The organism is Kribbella sp. NPDC051137 (assembly GCF_040682535.1).
GTDB lineage: Bacteria > Actinomycetota > Actinomycetes > Propionibacteriales > Kribbellaceae > Kribbella > Kribbella karoonensis.
Window position 1 is genome coordinate 850,430 of the sequence record NZ_JBFBBI010000006.1, and the last position, 15,983, is coordinate 866,412.

The following is a 15,983-nucleotide window of genomic DNA, read 5'->3' on the forward strand; positions in this document are numbered from 1 at the left end:
CCCCGTGACCCGCCGCGCGGCAGCGCGGCATTCAATACAGTCACCTGGCCCCCACCGTCGATGTGGCGAACGAACCCGGGGGTGGGGTGACGCCGTTCTCGCGGCACCACTCGCCGGGCGGACGCTGGGTCGGGCGGAGCATGCCGCTGCTTGGCAGCTGCTGGATCGGGATCGGCGGCAGCGGCGGCAGCTCCTGGCCGGCCTCGGCCGCGAGCTCCTCGGCGTCCTTCTCCTCGGACATCCCGATCGGGCCGACCATCTGCGCGTTCAGGAACTGCCGGACGACCGGCTCCTCACTGGACAGCAGCATCTCCCGCGGGCCGAACATGGCCAGGTGCCGGTGGTACAGCATGCCGATGTTGTCCGGCACCGTCCGGGCGGTGTTCACGTCGTGGGTGACGATCAGGAACGTGGGGCTGAACGCCTCGTTCAGGTCGATCATCACCTGGTTCAGGAACGACGTACGGACCGGGTCCAGGCCGGAGTCGGGCTCGTCGACGAGCAGGATCTGCGGGTCCAGCACCAGCGCGCGGGCCAGGCCGGCTCTTTTGCGCATACCGCCGGAGATCTCGCCGGGCAGCTTCTTCTCCGCGCCGACCAGGCCGACCATCTCCATCTTCTCCATCACGATGGAGCGGATGTCGGACTCGGACTTCTTGGTGTGCTCGCGGAGCGGGAACGCGACGTTGTCGTAGAGGTTCATCGACCCGAACATCGCGCCGTCCTGGAACAGCACGCCGAACAGCCGGCGGACGTCGTACAGCTCGCGCTCGCTGCAGGTCGCGATGTCGGTGCCCTCGATGTACACGTGGCCCTTGTCGGGCTTCAGCAGGCCGATCAGGGTCTTCAGGAAGACCGACTTGCCGGTACCGGAAGGGCCGAGCATCACGCAGATCTCACCGGCGGGCAGCGTCAGCGAGACGTCGCCCCAGATCAGCTGGCTGCCGAAGGACTTGGTGAGACCTTCGACGCGGACCTCTACGCCCACCGGCCCTCCTCACACGGGATGTCTGCTGCACCCCAACGACGGGGCAGTGGCCTAGGTTACGCACGAGTACGGTTTTGCGTAACCCCTGGAAGTCAAGCGATTGCGATAGTAACCATCCGGAAATGCGCGAAGGGCGGCCCCCCATCAGGGGCCGCCCTTCTCAACACATTCGTTACGTCCCGCAGCGGAACGTAATCGAGGTCACTTCAGGGTGACGGTGGCGCCGGCGCCCTCGAGGGCCTCCTTGGCCTTCTCCGCGGCAGCCTTGTCGACCTTCTCCAGAACCGGCTTCGGGGCCGACTCGACGAGGTCCTTGGCCTCCTTCAGGCCGAGGCTCGTGAGACCGCGCACCTCCTTGATGACCTGGATCTTCTTGTCGCCGGCCGACTCGAGGACGACGTCGAACTCGTCCTGCTCCGCAGCCTCCTCGGCGGCGCCGCCGGCACCACCGGCTGCCGGGGCAGCGGCAACGGCGACCGGGGCGGCGGCGGTGACGCCGAACTCCTCCTCGAACGCCTTAACGAACTCCGACAGCTCCAGCAGGGTCAGTTCCTTGAACTGGCCGAGGAGCTCTTCGGTGCTGAGCTTCGCCATGATGGCGGTCCTTCCTGACAAAATGTTGCTTGGTGATCACTGTGGGGTGTTGCGGTGAGATGCCTCAGCTGTCCGCTGCGGCGGTCTCCTCGGTGCTCGCCTCGGCAGGTGCCTCGACCGTGTCCTGGACCTCGTCCTGGACCGCTGCCGGAGCAGCGTCGGCCGGCAGCTTGTCCTGCAGCGCCGCGAACAGGCGCGCGGCCTGCGACAGCGGAGCAGCGAACAGCGACACCGCTTGCTGCGGGGCCGCCTTCATCGCACCTGCGAGCTTCGCGAGGAGGACCTCACGCGACTCCAGGTCAGCGAGCTTGTTGATCTCGTCAGAGCCGAGTGCCTTACCGTCCAGCACTCCACCCTTGATGACGAGCAGGGGGTTCGCCTTGGCGAAGTCCCGCAGACCCTTGGCCGCAACCACCGGGTCGCCCTTGATGAAGGCGATTGCCGAGGGGCCTTCGAGCAGGCTGTCGAACGAGTCGACGCCGGCGTCCTTGGCCGCGATCTTGGTCAGCGTGTTCTTCACCACGGCGTAGTTCACGTCGTCACCGAGCGAAACTCGAAGCTGCTTGAGCTGCGCAACGGTGAGACCGCGGTACTCGGTCAGCACGGCGCCGTTGGAGCTACGGAACTCGTCCGTCAGCTCCGCGACAGCGGCTGCCTTGTCCGGCCTCGCCATGGGGGTCTCCTTCTATCGGCTTCCACGCCTCGGACCCCTGAAAAGAAGAAACACCCCTGCGCAGGCGCAAGGGTGTGAAACATACTGTGTCACTTCCAAGTCACCTGCGCGGGCCGCCCACCTGAGTGGGACCTTCAGTCACCCGGAGGTGACGACCAGCGGTCTTCGGCAGGGTCCAGTGTGCCTGGTGTACAGGCATTTAGCCAAATCGGTTCTGTGGGTGGGGTGGGATCCAGCGGTGCATCGCCGTCGCGGCTGCCCATCCCGTACCCGCCATGATCACGATCGCCGGCGCCAGCCCGAGCACCGCCGTGGCCCCCGCCAGTAGCAACGGCCCCGCGCCGTTTCCAGTATCCGCGAAGAGCCGGAAGGCCCCGAGGAACTGCGCCCGCCCGACCGGCGGCGAGGCATCCGCCCCCAGCGTCATGATCACCCCGGCGCCCAGGCCGTTCCCGATCCCCATCAACAACGCGACAGCGGTCAGTGTGGCCGTGGTGTGCGTCAGCGGGAGCAAGAGGTGCGCCAGCCCCAGCACGAACATCGACGGTACGGCGACCCACTTCCGCCCGAGCCGGTCCATCACGGACCCAGCTGGATAGAACAGCAGCATGTCCACCGCCCCGGACAGTCCGAAGATCACACTCGTCGTCTGCGGATCCAGCCCGATGTGCAACGCCCACAGGGGAATCACGACCTGACGTGACGCGCGTACGGCGCCGACAAGAAGTGCCCCGACACCAAGGGTCCGCAGTACCGGGAGGTGGTCGCGGATGACGGTCCAGGTGGACTCGGCGGCGACAGGGCCTCGCCCGCGCCGGTGCTCCACGTCCGGCAGGCTCAACAGGACGCCACAGGCGAGTACGGCGGCCACCAGGTGCACCCAGTACGCACCGTCCGTACCGAGGAACTTCATCGCGCCCGCACCGAGGAACGGGCCGATGAAGGAGCCGATCCGCTGTACTCCGCCCAGTGTGGACAGGGCTCGCGCCCGGAGCTCGATGGGGACCGCTTCACTCAGATAGGCCTGCCGAGCAAGGCCCCACACCGCACCAGCGAGTCCTGTGCAGCCGATGGCGACAGCCAGCCCCCACACGTTCTGAACGACCAGACAAGCAGCTAGTGCGAACGCCACGAACACGGTGGCGCCCAACATCGCCTTGCGCTCACCAATGCGGTTCGTCAGCGCACCTGCCGGGATGTCACCGATCACCTGGCCCAGCCCGGCAGCCGCTACGACCAGACCGGCAACAGCAACGGAGGCACCGCGGTGAGTGGCCGACAGCGCGACAACCGGTGCGATGGCGCCTTGCCCGATCCCGTACAGCAGGGCGGGCAGATAGACGGCAGGTGCGATCTTCCAAAGGCTGCGGGCCTGTGACATCACCGGCCGCCGGCCAGCGCCGTACTGCGGTCCCGGGCGGCCGGGGTGGCGCCCAGCAACTCCGACACCGACCAGGCACCCGCGGCGACCCTCATCCCGAACTCCTCCATCCGCTCGACCGGCATCCGCATCTCGGGGCCGGACACACTCAGACAGCCCGCGATCTCACCGGAGTAGCCGTACACCGGTGCAGCCACGCTGCAGATACCCGCGGTCCGTTCGGTCCGCGACATCGCGAACCCGCGCCGGCGGATATCCGCGAACTGCTGCGCGAGCACCGCCGGGTCGGTGATGGTTGCCGGCTGCACCTGCTCCAACGGGCCCTTCAACACCTCCTCCTGCCGCTCGAACGGCAGGAACGCCAGCAACACCTTCCCTGGCGCACCGAGCGGCAACGAGACCGGAAGCCCGAACTCCGTGTAGGTACGGCGCAACTGGTGGAAGCTCTCGACCTGGTCGAGGACCACCCGCTGCCCGGACGGCAGGAGCTCGTGCACGGCCGCGGTCTCCCCCGTGTCATCGCGGAGTGCCCGGAGCACCGGCAGCGCGGCGTCCCGCAGCCCGGCCGGAATCCCGCCGCTGTGTGCCAGCTGCACGACCAGCGGACCGATCGCATACCGCCGGTGCGCCGTCTGGCGGACGAGCCCGTTCTCCTGCATCGCCAGCAGCAGGCGGTGCACGGTACTCGTCGACAGCCCGGTCGCCCGGGCCAGGTCGCTGATCCCGAGATCAGGCGTCCGCGCGTCGAAACAGCGCAGGATCGCCACAGCCCGGTCGATCGACTGCACCGATCCGCGCGCTTCCTGCATGGCGAAACCATATCCCGCGATACGGGAAAGGTTCCAGGCAGTCCGAAGCCCGGACCACCGGGGCCCGGGCTTCGGAGGGTTGCTCAGCTCAGGACGGCGAGCGCGTCGATCTCGACCAGCATGTCCGGCAGCGGCAGCCCGGTGAACACGGTGGTCCGGGACGGCAGCACGCCGCTCGGCGTCCGGGTCGACACGAACTCGGCGTACGCCTCGTTCATCGCGCCGAAGTCCTCGCGCTGGGTGAGGTAGACGCGCAGCATCACCACGTCGTCCATGCTCGCGCCGCCGGCCTTCAGGATCGCCTCGATGTTCTGCAGCACCCGGGTGGTCTGACCCTTCACGTCACCGGCGAACACGAAGTCGCCGCTGGCCGGGTCGACCGAGCCCTGGCCGGAAACCTGCAGGATGTTGCCCTTGCGGACGCCCTGCGAGAACACCGGCATCGGTGGCGGCGCGTCGGTCGTGGAGACTGCGCTCTTGTCGGTCATGACACCTCTCAGTTGTAGTCGGCTGTGATCGCCTCGGCGGTGGCGAGCAGCTCGGGAAGCAGCTCGAGCACCTGTTCATAGTTCAGCAGTACGTCGGGCACGGACAACGAGACGGCCCCGATGACGCGCCCGGTGGCGTCTTTGAGCGGCGCGCCGATGCAGTTGATGAAGGACTCGTGTTCCGCCCGGTCCTGTGCCCACCCACGCTCCTTGGTGGTCGCCAACTCCTCCCGCAGCCGGTCGGGGTCGGTGATCGTGTTCGGCGTGTAGGCCTTGTACTCCAGCGCCTGGACGATGGCCTCCCGCTGCCGCTTGGGCTGTGCGGCCAGTAATACCTTGCCGACCGCTGTGCAGTGCAGAGCTGCCGGTACGCCGACCTGCGAGTACATGCGCACCGAACGCACACTGTCCAGCTTGTCGACGTAGATGACCTCACCGTTCTCCCACGCCGCCAGGTGCACCGTTTGCCCGGTCTTCTGGTTCAACTCCCGCAGATGCGGTCCAGCAACCTGCCGTACGACGTGTTGCTCGCGCGCAACATCCGCGAGAGCGAACAACCGCGAGCCCAGGCGGTACCTGTGCGCGGAGTCCCGTCGTACGAACCGATCGGCCTCCATGGTGCGCAGCAGCCGCAGCACGGTGGTCTTGTGCACGCCGAGCTCACCGGCGAGCTGGTCCAGCGAACGCTCGCCCTCGCCGAGACTGGTGAGGATCTGCAGCGCTCTGGCCAGGCTCTGGCTCATGCCGCACCGATCTTCGTCGCCGCCCACTCCGCGTCCGTCGCGTTGAGCAACCGCTCCCGCTCAGCCACACCAGGAGGCGGCGCGTGGTCCTCGGCAACCGTCAGCACTGCCGCAGCCGTGAGATGCCCCAACCGCAATCGCTGTACCGCGGGAAGGCCTTGCAAGGTCCCCGCCAAGAACCCAGCCGCGAACGCGTCGCCGGCTCCAACGGTCTCCACAACCTCTACAGACAGTGCTGGGACCTCAGTGCGCCCGGCCGGCTCCAGGACGATCGCGGCGTTCGAATCGTCCTTCACAACCAGCGTCTTGGCGCCGATCCGCTCGTACAGCTCGTCCGGATCCCCGGTGCCGGCAAAGACCTCAGCCTCGTCCGCACCGATCAGCACGATGTCCGCGGCTCCCAACAACCGCCACAACGGCGCGGGGTCGCGCTCCCGCCACAACACAGGCCGCCAGTTGAGGTCAACGCTCAGCAGGAACTCCCGCGGCTCAGTGGCCAACCGCTCCAGCATGTCCGAGCTGCTGGCAGAGATCGCCGCAGTAATACCCGTCGTGTGCACGAGCTTCGCCTGCTGTAGCCGCTGGCGCACCTCTGGCCGGTCCAAGAACGCGGGCTGCATGGCAGCAGCCGCCGAGCCGGTCCGGTAGTAGTGCATCCGGGACCGCCCGCCGTGCGACTCCTTCACGTAGAGGGCCGTCGGCCGGACCGGGTCCAGCTCCACTCCTCCGACGTCGACGCCGCGCGCCTCGAGATCCCGCAGTACGTGCTGACCGAACCCGTCGTCGCCGAGCCGCGAGATCCAGCCGGTGCGCACGCCGAGCGCGGCCAGTCCGCCGGCCACGTTGCACTCCGCCCCGCCGACCGAGCGCCGGAACACCTCGACGTCCGCCAGCGGTCCGGAACCGCCCGCCAGCATGATCATCGCCTCACCCAGGCAGATCGCGGACGTCTCGGGCATCGGCACTCCTTGCGGGAGAAGTGATGGGATAGGGGCGTGCGTTGACGCGACTTCGGGCGCGATGCTACAACCGACGAGTCAGAATACGCAATGAGCGTTGCGTATTCTGCAATCCCAACCCCAGGGGGTCTGATGCCTGCTTACGATGCCGACGCCGTCGCCGCTCTTGCCGATCAGCAGGTGAGCTGGCGGGACAAGGCGCTGCCGCCGGGTTTCTGGGGCCGGACCGTCAAAGAGGTGCTGGCCGACCGCCCGCGGCTGTCGCAGCTGCCGACACCGTTGATGACGCTCTCGGCACCCGGGCTCCGGCACAACGTCGACACCCTCGCCACCTGGTGCACCCGGCACGGCGTGGAGCTCGCACCGCACGGCAAGACCACGATGGCGCCGGCACTCTGGGCGATGCAGCTCGACGCCGGTTCCTGGGCGATCACGCTCGCGAACGCGTTCCAGCTCGGCGTCGCCCGGGCGTACGGCGTCCAGCGGGTGCTGATCGCGAACGCGGTGATCTCCCCGCTGCAGCTGCGCTGGATCGCCGACGAACTGGCGGCCGACCCGTCGTTCGAGGTCTCGGTGTGGGCGGACTCCGTGCGTACCGTCGAGATCATGGAGGCGGCGCGTTCGGCGTACGTCGGCCCGGACGCCCGTCCGCTCGACGTGATGGTCGAGGTCGGCGGCATCGGCGGCCGGACCGGCGCCCGCGACCCGGAGACCGCGCTCGCGGTCGGCCAGGCGATCGCCGACGCGTCGACCCTGCGACTGGCCGGTGTCGCCGGGTACGAGGGGGCGATCGGGCACGGCGTCGACGAGGCCAACCTCGAGGAGGTCCGCGGGTACCTGCGCGACCTGGCCTCCGTGCACCACCGGCTGCGCCCGCTGTACGACGCCGACGTCGTACCGGTGGTCAGCGCCGGCGGCAGCCAGTACTTCGAGCAGGTCGCGAAGGTCCTCGCCGCCGAAGCCGGCGAGGGCGCCCGGGTGGTACTGCGGTCCGGCGCGTACATCTCCCACGACGACGGCCTGTACCGGCGGGTGTCGCCGCTCGGCGAGCACCCGCGGACCGACGGCGAGCAGCTCGTGGCCGCGATGCACGGGTGGATCCGGATCACCTCGCAACCCGAGCCGGGGCTGGCGATCTTCGACGCCGGCCGCCGCGACTTCCCGTTCGACCAGGACTGGCCGGAGCCGCAGCTGATCCGCCCGCGCTCCGCGGACGGTCCGGTGTTGCCGGCCACGGACATGAAGGTCACGAACCTCAACGACCAGCACGGTTTCCTGCACTTCGGTGTGGTACCGGTGGTGATCGGCGACGAGCTGCGGGTCGGCCTGTCGCACCCGTGTACGGCGTTCGACAAGTGGGGGCTGATCCCGGTGATCGACGACCCGGATGCCGCCGACCCGGTCGTGGTGGACCTGGTCCGGACGTTCTTCTGAGATGCTGAACATCACGGGCGCGCTGGTCGTCGACGGTTCGGGTACGCCGGGGTACCACGCGGACGTCGCCGTCGACGGCGGGCGGATCGTAGCGATCAGCAACGACTTGCCCGCGGCGGACCGGACGATCGACGCGGACGGGCTGGTGCTGGCGCCCGGGTTCATCGACATGCACTCGCACTCGGACCTGCAGATCCTGGTGAACCCGGACCACACCGCGAAGGTCAGCCAGGGCGTCACGCTGGAGGTCCTCGGCCAGGACGGGCTGTCGTTCGCGCCGATCGACGACCCGACGCGGGCCGTCGTACGCCGCCAGATCGCCGGCTGGAACGGCGAGCCGGACGACTTCGACTTCTCCTGGTCGACCGTCGCCGGGTACCTCGACCGGCTCGACCAGGGCATCGCGTGCAACGCGGCGTACCTGGTCCCGCAGGGCACGCTGCGGATGATGGTCGTTGGCACGTCCAACCGCCCGGCGACGGAGGCCGAACTGGCGCGGATGAAGGAGTTGCTGGCCGACGGGCTGCGGGACGGCGCGGTCGGGATGAGCAGCGGGCTGACCTACACGCCGGGCATGTTCGCTTCCACCGACGAGCTCGTGGCGCTGTGCGAGGTCGTCGCGGCGTACGGCGGGTACTACGCGCCGCACCAGCGGTCCTACGGTCGCGGCGCGCTGGAGGCGTACGCCGAGATGGTCGAGGTCGCGCGCCGCTCGGGCTGCGCGCTGCACCTGACCCACGCGGTGATGAACTTCGCGCCGAACGCGGGCCGCGGCGCCGAGCTGGTCGCGATGATCGACGCCGCGCTCGACTCCGGCGTCGACGTCACCACCGACACCTACCCGTACTTGCCTGGGGCAACAACTCTGTCCGCAGTGTTGCCGAGCTGGACCGCGGAGGGCGGGCCGGACGCGCTGCTCGCCCGGCTCCGCGATCCGGCCGCGCGGGAGAAGATCACGTACGAGCTCGAACAGGTCGGCACCGACGGCTGCCACGGCTGTGTCGTCGAGTGGGACACGATCGAGATCGGCGGCGTCCGCAACCCGGCGCTGTCGTCCGCGGTCGGCAGCACGGTCGCGGCGATCGCCGCCCGGACCGGGAAGCCGGCCGCCGACGTGTTCTACGAGATCCTGCTGGCCGACGACCTCGCGACGTCGATCCTGCAGCATGTCGGCCACGAGGAGAACGTGCGGACGATCATGCGGCACCGGTCGCACACCGGCGGCTCGGACGGGATCCTGGTCGGCGGCAAACCGCATCCGCGCTCGTGGGGCACGTTCCCGCGGTACCTCGCCCGGTACGTCCGCGAGCTCGGCGTCCTCGACCTCCCCGACTGCATCCACCACCTCACCGGCCGCCCGGCCCGCCGGCTGCGGCTCACCGACCGCGGGCTGGTCCGCACCGGGTACGCCGCTGATCTGGTGCTGTTCGACCCGGACACGGTCCGCGACGCCGCCACCTTCCCCGAACCCCGGCAACCGGCCGAGGGCATTCCGTACGTGCTGGTCAACGGCGTACCCGTCATCGACGACGGCCACCGTACCGACGCCCGCCCCGGCCATGCTGTCCGCCGAACTTCCTGAAAGGAACCTGCTTGTGAACACCCTGGACCTGCTCCGCGCCGACCGGGTGCTGACCGTCGTCCGCGCCCCGGAGATCTCCGACGCCCGCGACCTCTGCGCCGCACTGGTTGCCGGGGGCATCCACGTCGTCGAGCTCACCTACACGACGCCGGACCTCCCCCGGCACCTGGAGCGCGCCGCCGCCACCGCGTCCGAGACCGGCGCGGTCGTCGGTGCGGGCACCGTGCAGACCGGTGATCAGGCCACCCAGGCGATCAACGCCGGCGCGCAGTTCCTGGTCACCCCGGGTCAGGGTCCCGAGGCGGGCGCGATCGCCGAGGCCGCGCGGTCCGCCGGCGTCCCGGCCGTGCTCGGCGCGTTCACCCCGTCGGAGGTGATGACCGCGCTGGCGCTGGGTTCCGCGGCGGTCAAGATCTTCCCGGCGCACCAGCTCGGCCCGAAGTACTTCAAGGACCTGAACGGACCGTTCCCCGGCGTACCGCTGATCCCGTCCGGCGGCGTCAACGCCGGTAACGCGCGCGACTTCCTCGACGCCGGCGCGCTCGCCGTCAGCGCCGGTACGGACGTCGTCGCCCCCGCGGAGGTGGCCGCCGGCAACTGGCAGTCGATCACCGACAAGGCGAAGGCGTTCTGCGCGGCTATTGCACAGTGATGCTCCCGTAGCTGCTGCGCAGGAACAGCTTGTGCGTGGCGGACGCGTCGTTCGGCACGCTCAGGTTGGTCGACCCCTGCGCGGCGACCGCGTCGATCGCGTACGTCGTCGAGCGCGGCAGCTGCACGGTGATCGAGCCCTCGCTGGAGGTGGCCGACACCTGGTCCGGCGCCTTGTCGAAGAGGAGCGAGATCGAGCCGCTCCGCGCGTCCACCGACACGCGCGGGCTGCGGAGCTGGGCCATGTCCACCGAGCCGTCGCTGACGTCCACTGTCAGCGGCGCGGCCACCGCGTCAACGTTGAGCGAGGCACTCTGGACCTTCGCCCGGACGGCGGCGGCCGCCGGCACGTCCACCGTCACTGCGACCTCGCAGTGCCGATCCGGGCAGTTTGTGTCGACCTTGACCACCCCGCCCTCGGTCACTACCCGGACGTCCGGCCGGCGCGCCGCGTACGTCCCGTCGACGGTGACATGCACCTGCCCGTCGAAGCTCGCCTCGATCTGCGTCGGCAGGTCGGACGTGACCTCTACGCCGGACGTCGCCGGCGCGAACGAGGCCGAGTAGTTGTACGGCAGCTTGCCTCTGATCACGCTCACCGTCACCGCGCCACTGCCGATCAGCACCGCCAGCAACGGCAGCGCCCCGACCAGCAGCATCGTCCGCTGCGCTCTCGTCAGCATCATGACGTCCCGAGGTATCGGAGCACGGCCAGCACCCGGCGGTGCTCGCCGTCGGTCGGGGACAGCTGCAGTTTCAGGAAGATGTTGCTGATGTGCTTCTCGACCGCGCCCTCGCCGACGACCAGCGCCTGCGCGATGCCGGCGTTCGACTTACCCTCCGCCATCGCGCGGAGAACGTCCTGTTCCCGGGGGCTCAGCACGGCCAGCGGATCCGCCTTCCGGGACCGCACCAGCAGCTGCGCGATCACCTCCGGGTCCAGCGCCGCGCCGCCGCCCGCGACCCGGCGCAGACCGTCGATGAACTGGTCGACGTCCGCCACCCGGTCCTTCAGCAGGTACCCGACACCGCCCGGGTTCCCGCCGATCAGCTCGCTCGCGTACCGCTCCTCGACGTACTGCGAGAGCACCAGCACGCCGACGTCCGCGTACTGGTCGCGGATCACCAGCGCGGCCCGGAGCCCTTCGTCGGTGAACGTCGGCGGCATCCGCACGTCCACCACGCAGACGTCCGGCCGGTGCTCCTCGACGACCGTCAGCAACTGGTTGCCGTCGCCGACCGCCGCGACCACCTCGCAGTTCTGCTCCTCGAGCAGCCGCACGATGCCCTCCCGCAGCAGCACCGAGTCCTCGGCGATCACGACCCGCATCCGTCCGTCCTCCTCAGCCACAGGGCACCTCCGCGGTCAGCGTCGTGCCGCCACCCGGCGGACTGTCCACCGTCAGCCGTCCGTCCACGCCGGCCACCCGGTCGGCCAGCCCGCGCAACCCGCTGCCGCGCGCCGGATCCGCGCCGCCGCGGCCGTTGTCGCGCACCACGACCCGCAGTACGTCGTGCTCCCGTTCCACCAGCACGTCCACCTCCGCGGCGTCGGCGTGCTTGGCGACGTTCGCCAGCGCCTCGGTCACCACGAAGTACGCGATCGACTCGATCGTCAGCTTCGGCCGGGGTTGTACGTCGACGCTGAGCCGGACCGGCACCGGCGAGCGCGCCGCGACCGCCGACAGCGCCGCGTCCAGGCCGCGGTCGGTGAGCACCGGCGGATGCAGCCCGCGGGTCAGGTCCCGAATCTCCGCGATCGCCTGCATCGCCTCGGTATGCGCCTCCTCGATCAGCCGCCGGACCGCGGGCTCCTTGTCCCCGAGCCGGTTCTTCGCCCGGCCGAGGATCATCGCCAGCGACACCAGCCGCTGCTGGGCGCCGTCGTGCAGGTCGCGCTCCATCCGGCGCCGCTCCGCCTCGACGGAGTCGACCACCTGCTGCCGGCTCTGCACCAGCTGATGGACCCGCTCGGCCAGTACGCCGGTCTCCGACGGCCCGAGCAGCTCCTTCACCAGCCACCCGTCGAACCACGAGGCGGCCCGGATCACGAGCGGCGACAAGAACAGCAGGAACAGCGCCGCGAGCACCGCCACCACCGACGCGCGCATGGTCGAGTTGATGACGAACGGCCCGAGCTGGGCCTGCGCCGCCGCGAAGTGCGTGTAGTACGCCGGCAACGGGATCAGCACCACCGGCACCGACCACGCGAACGGCACCAGGAACAGCCAGCCGATCGCCAGCCAGAACAGAATGACGTAGTAGATCAACTGCCGCCACAGCCCCGGGTCTTTCACCGCCTGGACCGCGTCGTCGATCGTCGACCCGGTGCGCGGCGGCGGCACCAGCGCGGGCACCTCCTGGCCGCGGGTGATCCGGGCCCGGGCTCGTTCCCAGCCTGCGATGTCGTAGACCCACCGGTTCGCCCACCGACTGAGCGGGATCCCGATCGGCGCCAGCACGAAGCCGGCCAGCACCACCACGGTCGCGCCGAGCACGAGCAGACCGGAGGTCAGCACGACCACCGTGTCGCCGAGCAGATGGATAGTTGCCAACCACAAGTACGGCGACCGCCAGAGGCCCCAGGGCGTCCGGGGAACCGGACTCGCCGCAGCCGTCATCCGGATCACCTCCCCGTGTCAGCGCCTGCTCGCGGTCACAACTTACGTGGTCGGCAGCGCCGGACGGCATGAGGACAGCCCACGGAACCCGCCGGGGGTTATCCCCACCCCCGTTCGTGGGCTGGCCGGACTGTGCCGGGAGGCGTACCCCGGAAGGCTTGACGGTATGACGACGACAGCGATCAGCCCGACAGAGATCGGGCGAGCCATGGACGGGAAGCTCGGTGACGCGATCGACGACCGCGTGGCCGACGCGCTGGAGGACTACATCGCCGACGGCCGGCTGGACGGCCGGATCCGCGCTCGCCGCTCACCGGGCGGCCTGGCCGCGATGGTCGCCGCGGGCGTCGCGGCCGTCTTGCTGCCGTGGTGCCTGATCCTCGCGGCCACCCTGCCGAGCACCTACGAGGCGGGCCACTGGAAGCTGACCTGGGTCGGCCTCGACTGCGCGACCGCGATCGCCGCCGGTCTCACGGCGTACCTGCTGCACAAACGCAACAGGCACGCCGTTCTGACCGCGGTGGCCGCCGGCACGCTGCTGATCGCCGACGCCTGGTTCGACGTGAGCACGTCGGCCGCCGGGTTCGACCGCACGCTCTCGCTGACCGAGGCGCTGCTCCTCGAGCTGCCGCTCGCGGTGTGCGCGTTCGTGGTGGCGGCCCGCGAGCTCAGGCGCTGATCAGCTCCAGCACCGGCCCCTCGTGCAAGGCGCGGTAGACCTTGTCCCGCAGGACGTTCGCCTCCGCGTCGGTGAGGGTCCGGTCCACCGGACGCAGGACCAGCCTGACCAGTACGTTCCGCTGTCCGGGCGTCATCTGGAGGCGCGCCCGAGCGCTCGTCGGCAAGTCGTCGTACGACGTTTCACCCAGCACCTCCAGCGACTCCGCGGCATCGGCGTCCGGGCCCAGTGCGGCCCGGACCTTGTCGCCGAGCACTTCGTCCGACACGTCCGCCGACTCTCCCACTACGACCGACAGGTCCCGGCGTACCGGCGGCATCGACGAGACCGGCCGGTACGGCAGCAGGTCGAGCATCTGCTCCGCCACCCGCGGGTCGGTCGACCGGAGCAGCCGGATGTCGCGGATCCCCTTCCGCAGCATCATCAGCCGGTCCAGGCCGGGCCCCATCGCCAGCCCGGTCCAGCTCTCGTCCAGCCCGGCCATCCGCAGTACGTGCGGCGCCGCCACCCCGCACTCGCCGATCTCGATCCACTGGTCGTCCAGCAGTACGTCGACCTGCCGGCCGTGGATCGTGTACGGGTGCACCGCCGGCACGGTCCGGTAGGTCTGACCGGGCAGGACCGTGTCCACCAGGCGGGCGATCATCTCCTCCAGCTCCGGCTCGCCGAGCGTGACGTTCCGGCTGAGCCGCCACAGGTCGAGCTGGTGCGGCGTACCGGTGTGCTGCCAGTCGACCGAGTCCCGGCGGTAGCAGATGCCGGCGCAGATCATCAGTACGTCGGACGTCTCCGAGCTCGCCAGCTCCCGGAGCGCCGGCGGGATCATCGCCGACGTGTGACTTCGCAGTACCTCGGTCTCCGAGACGTACCGCGTGTAGCGGGCCTCCCGGGTGACGGCATCGGTCGCGTAGCCGAGGTTGTCGTAGTTGTCCGCCAGCGGTACGACGGGATGGTCGCGGCGGGTCCAGGTCTCGGTGTACGGCCAGGCCTTCTCCAGCGCGGCCCGGATCGAGTCGACGACGAGCTGGATCGCGTGCGGGCCCTTGGCCGGATCGCTCAGGTCGCGGAGCGCGAGGGCAGCGTGCAGTTCTTCAACGGTGAGGACAGACATGGGTTGCTCTCCAAGAAATGACGGTCTCGACGGGGGATCCACCCCGGTCGGCCGCGGTCACCTCAGGAGAGAGCGCAGCAGCAGCTCACCCCGTCGGCACCGTCGTGCCGGCCGGGGCGCAGAAATCGCCGCCCGTACTGCGTCATGCCGTCAACTGTACCGTGCTACCCGGGCCGCCGCCCGGAAAATAGGCTCCCGCCGACCGGGGCACGGTGCGACGATGGGCGGCATGCGCTGGATCGACACTCTGGAGAGCGCGGCCGCCGGGAAGCTGCCCGAGGCCGTGCACCGCTACTACCGGCAGGGTTCCGCGGCCGGTGTCAGCGTCGGCGAGGCCACCGCGGCCTGGTCGGCGTACCGCTTCCGGCCCCGCGTGCTGACCGATGTCTCCAGCATCGACCCCGGCACGACGGTGCTCGGTACGCCGGTCGCCACACCGGTGCTGGTGGCGCCGTCGACGATGCAGCGGATGGCCGACCCGGACGGCGAGCTCGCGATGGCGCGTGGCGTCAGCGCCGCCGGCTCCGTGCTCGGCGTCTCCAGCAACGCCGGCTCGACGTTCGCCGAACTGGGCGCCACCGGCGTGCCGTGGTGGCTGCAGATCTACGTCGTCCGGAACCGCGACCTCACCCGGCAGATGCTCGACGCAGCGGTCGCGGGCGGCGCGCGGGCCGTCGTACTGACCGTCGACACCCCGGTCGTCGGCCGCAAGGAGGACGAGGGCGAGACCGTCTGGGATCTGGTGGAACCCGGCCAGCTGCTCGCCAACCTGCCCGCCGGCGACTGGTCGGACGACGACCTCGCCAAGGCCGACGACCTGGACCCGGACGTCATCGGCTGGCTCGCCGAACGCACTGGTCTCCCGGTCGTCGTCAAGGGCGTCCTGCGCGGGGACGACGCCAAGCGATGTGCCGACGCCGGCGCCGCCGGCATCATCGTCTCGAACCACGGCGGCCGTCAGCTCGACGGTTCGATCCCGACCGCGCGGGCGCTGCCCGAGGTCGCCGAAGCCGTTGCCGGCAGCAACGTCGAGGTGTACGTCGACGGCGGCATCCGGCGCGGCGAGCACATCCTCACCGCACTGGCCCTCGGCGCCCGCGCGGTCTTCGTCGGCCGCCCCGCCCTCTGGGCCCTCGCCGTCGACTCGACCCCCGGAGTAGCCCGCCTCCTGACCGACCTGACCGACGAACTGACCCACGCCATGCGCCTGGCCGGCGCCCCGAACCCGACCGCTCTCACCCCCGACCTGCTCGCGGAACCCCGCTGACAG

At 70.0% G+C, this 15,983-nt stretch carries 17 protein-coding genes; 5 read left to right on the forward strand and 12 right to left on the reverse strand.

Annotated features, from left to right (window positions below):
• Window positions 1–40 precede the first annotated feature (40 nt).
• The 8 genes from AB0M51_RS34860 to AB0M51_RS34895 all read right to left on the reverse strand — a co-directional run bounded on the left by AB0M51_RS34860 (window position 41) and on the right by AB0M51_RS34895 (window position 6,635).
• Window positions 41–988: an ABC transporter ATP-binding protein gene (locus AB0M51_RS34860; protein WP_344191614.1), complete on the reverse strand. Its 948-nt coding sequence runs from the start codon at window positions 986–988 to the stop codon at window positions 41–43.
• Window positions 989–1,189: 201 nt separating this feature from the next.
• The gene (gene rplL, locus AB0M51_RS34865; RefSeq protein WP_344191612.1) at window positions 1,190–1,582 is read right to left on the reverse strand and encodes a 50S ribosomal protein L7/L12; all 393 of its coding nucleotides are present in this window, start codon (window positions 1,580–1,582) and stop codon (window positions 1,190–1,192) included.
• Between the two features lie 64 nt (window positions 1,583–1,646).
• The gene (rplJ, locus tag AB0M51_RS34870) at window positions 1,647–2,255 is read right to left on the reverse strand and encodes a 50S ribosomal protein L10 (protein WP_344191610.1); all 609 of its coding nucleotides are present in this window, start codon (window positions 2,253–2,255) and stop codon (window positions 1,647–1,649) included.
• 199 nt (window positions 2,256–2,454) lie between these two features.
• Entirely contained in the window at window positions 2,455–3,636 is a 1,182-nt protein-coding gene (locus AB0M51_RS34875; RefSeq protein ID WP_344191607.1) for an MFS transporter, read from the reverse strand.
• On the reverse strand, window positions 3,636–4,445 hold the full coding sequence (locus AB0M51_RS34880; RefSeq protein WP_344191605.1) for an IclR family transcriptional regulator: 810 nt from the start codon (window positions 4,443–4,445) through the stop codon (window positions 3,636–3,638). Before AB0M51_RS34880 ends, AB0M51_RS34875 begins: the two co-directional genes overlap by 1 nt.
• A gap of 83 nt (window positions 4,446–4,528) precedes the next feature.
• Window positions 4,529–4,933 carry a RidA family protein gene (locus tag AB0M51_RS34885; RefSeq protein ID WP_344191603.1) on the reverse strand — a complete coding sequence of 135 codons (405 nt, stop codon included), beginning with the start codon at window positions 4,931–4,933 and terminating at the stop codon, window positions 4,529–4,531.
• An 8-nt stretch (window positions 4,934–4,941) separates the two neighbouring features.
• Complete coding sequence (locus AB0M51_RS34890; RefSeq protein WP_344191601.1) at window positions 4,942–5,676, reverse strand: IclR family transcriptional regulator; 735 nt, start codon at window positions 5,674–5,676, stop codon at window positions 4,942–4,944.
• Window positions 5,673–6,635, reverse strand: coding sequence for a sugar kinase (locus AB0M51_RS34895; protein WP_344191599.1), 963 nt, complete (start codon window positions 6,633–6,635; stop codon window positions 5,673–5,675). Before AB0M51_RS34895 ends, AB0M51_RS34890 begins: the two co-directional genes overlap by 4 nt.
• Window positions 6,636–6,767: 132 nt before the next feature.
• Here AB0M51_RS34895 and AB0M51_RS34900 point away from each other — a divergent pair, with 132 nt between their 5' ends.
• Genes AB0M51_RS34900 through AB0M51_RS34910 form a run of 3 tightly spaced genes read left to right on the forward strand, consistent with a single transcriptional unit; the run spans window position 6,768 to window position 10,303 of the window.
• Entirely contained in the window at window positions 6,768–8,069 is a 1,302-nt protein-coding gene (locus AB0M51_RS34900; protein WP_344191597.1) for an amino acid deaminase, read from the forward strand.
• 1 nt (window position 8,070) lies between these two features.
• Complete coding sequence (locus tag AB0M51_RS34905; RefSeq protein WP_344191595.1) at window positions 8,071–9,651, forward strand: D-aminoacylase; 1,581 nt, start codon at window positions 8,071–8,073, stop codon at window positions 9,649–9,651.
• A 13-nt stretch (window positions 9,652–9,664) separates the two neighbouring features.
• Window positions 9,665–10,303, forward strand: coding sequence for a bifunctional 4-hydroxy-2-oxoglutarate aldolase/2-dehydro-3-deoxy-phosphogluconate aldolase (locus AB0M51_RS34910; RefSeq protein ID WP_344191593.1), 639 nt, complete (start codon window positions 9,665–9,667; stop codon window positions 10,301–10,303).
• Here the strand turns inward: AB0M51_RS34910 and AB0M51_RS34915 are convergent.
• Genes AB0M51_RS34915 through AB0M51_RS34925 form a run of 3 tightly spaced genes read right to left on the reverse strand, consistent with a single transcriptional unit; the run spans window position 10,290 to window position 12,923 of the window.
• On the reverse strand, window positions 10,290–10,988 hold the full coding sequence (locus AB0M51_RS34915) for a DUF4097 family beta strand repeat-containing protein (RefSeq protein WP_344191591.1): 699 nt from the start codon (window positions 10,986–10,988) through the stop codon (window positions 10,290–10,292). The two genes, AB0M51_RS34910 and AB0M51_RS34915, sit on opposite strands and share 14 nt — an antisense overlap.
• A complete protein-coding gene (locus AB0M51_RS34920) occupies window positions 10,985–11,632 on the reverse strand; it encodes a response regulator transcription factor (protein ID WP_344193508.1) in 648 nt (215 codons plus the stop codon). Before AB0M51_RS34920 ends, AB0M51_RS34915 begins: the two co-directional genes overlap by 4 nt.
• A gap of 13 nt (window positions 11,633–11,645) precedes the next feature.
• Window positions 11,646–12,923: a sensor domain-containing protein gene (locus AB0M51_RS34925; protein WP_344191589.1), complete on the reverse strand. Its 1,278-nt coding sequence runs from the start codon at window positions 12,921–12,923 to the stop codon at window positions 11,646–11,648.
• A gap of 166 nt (window positions 12,924–13,089) precedes the next feature.
• Between AB0M51_RS34925 and AB0M51_RS34930 the strand changes: the two genes are divergently transcribed.
• Window positions 13,090–13,602, forward strand: coding sequence for a hypothetical protein (locus tag AB0M51_RS34930; RefSeq protein WP_344191587.1), 513 nt, complete (start codon window positions 13,090–13,092; stop codon window positions 13,600–13,602).
• Here AB0M51_RS34930 and AB0M51_RS34935 read toward each other — a convergent pair.
• Complete coding sequence (locus tag AB0M51_RS34935; RefSeq protein WP_344191585.1) at window positions 13,592–14,713, reverse strand: hypothetical protein; 1,122 nt, start codon at window positions 14,711–14,713, stop codon at window positions 13,592–13,594. The two genes, AB0M51_RS34930 and AB0M51_RS34935, sit on opposite strands and share 11 nt — an antisense overlap.
• A gap of 229 nt (window positions 14,714–14,942) precedes the next feature.
• Here AB0M51_RS34935 and AB0M51_RS34940 point away from each other — a divergent pair, with 229 nt between their 5' ends.
• The gene (locus tag AB0M51_RS34940) at window positions 14,943–15,980 is read left to right on the forward strand and encodes an alpha-hydroxy acid oxidase (RefSeq protein ID WP_363752248.1); all 1,038 of its coding nucleotides are present in this window, start codon (window positions 14,943–14,945) and stop codon (window positions 15,978–15,980) included.
• The last annotated feature ends 3 nt before the right edge of the window (window positions 15,981–15,983 follow it).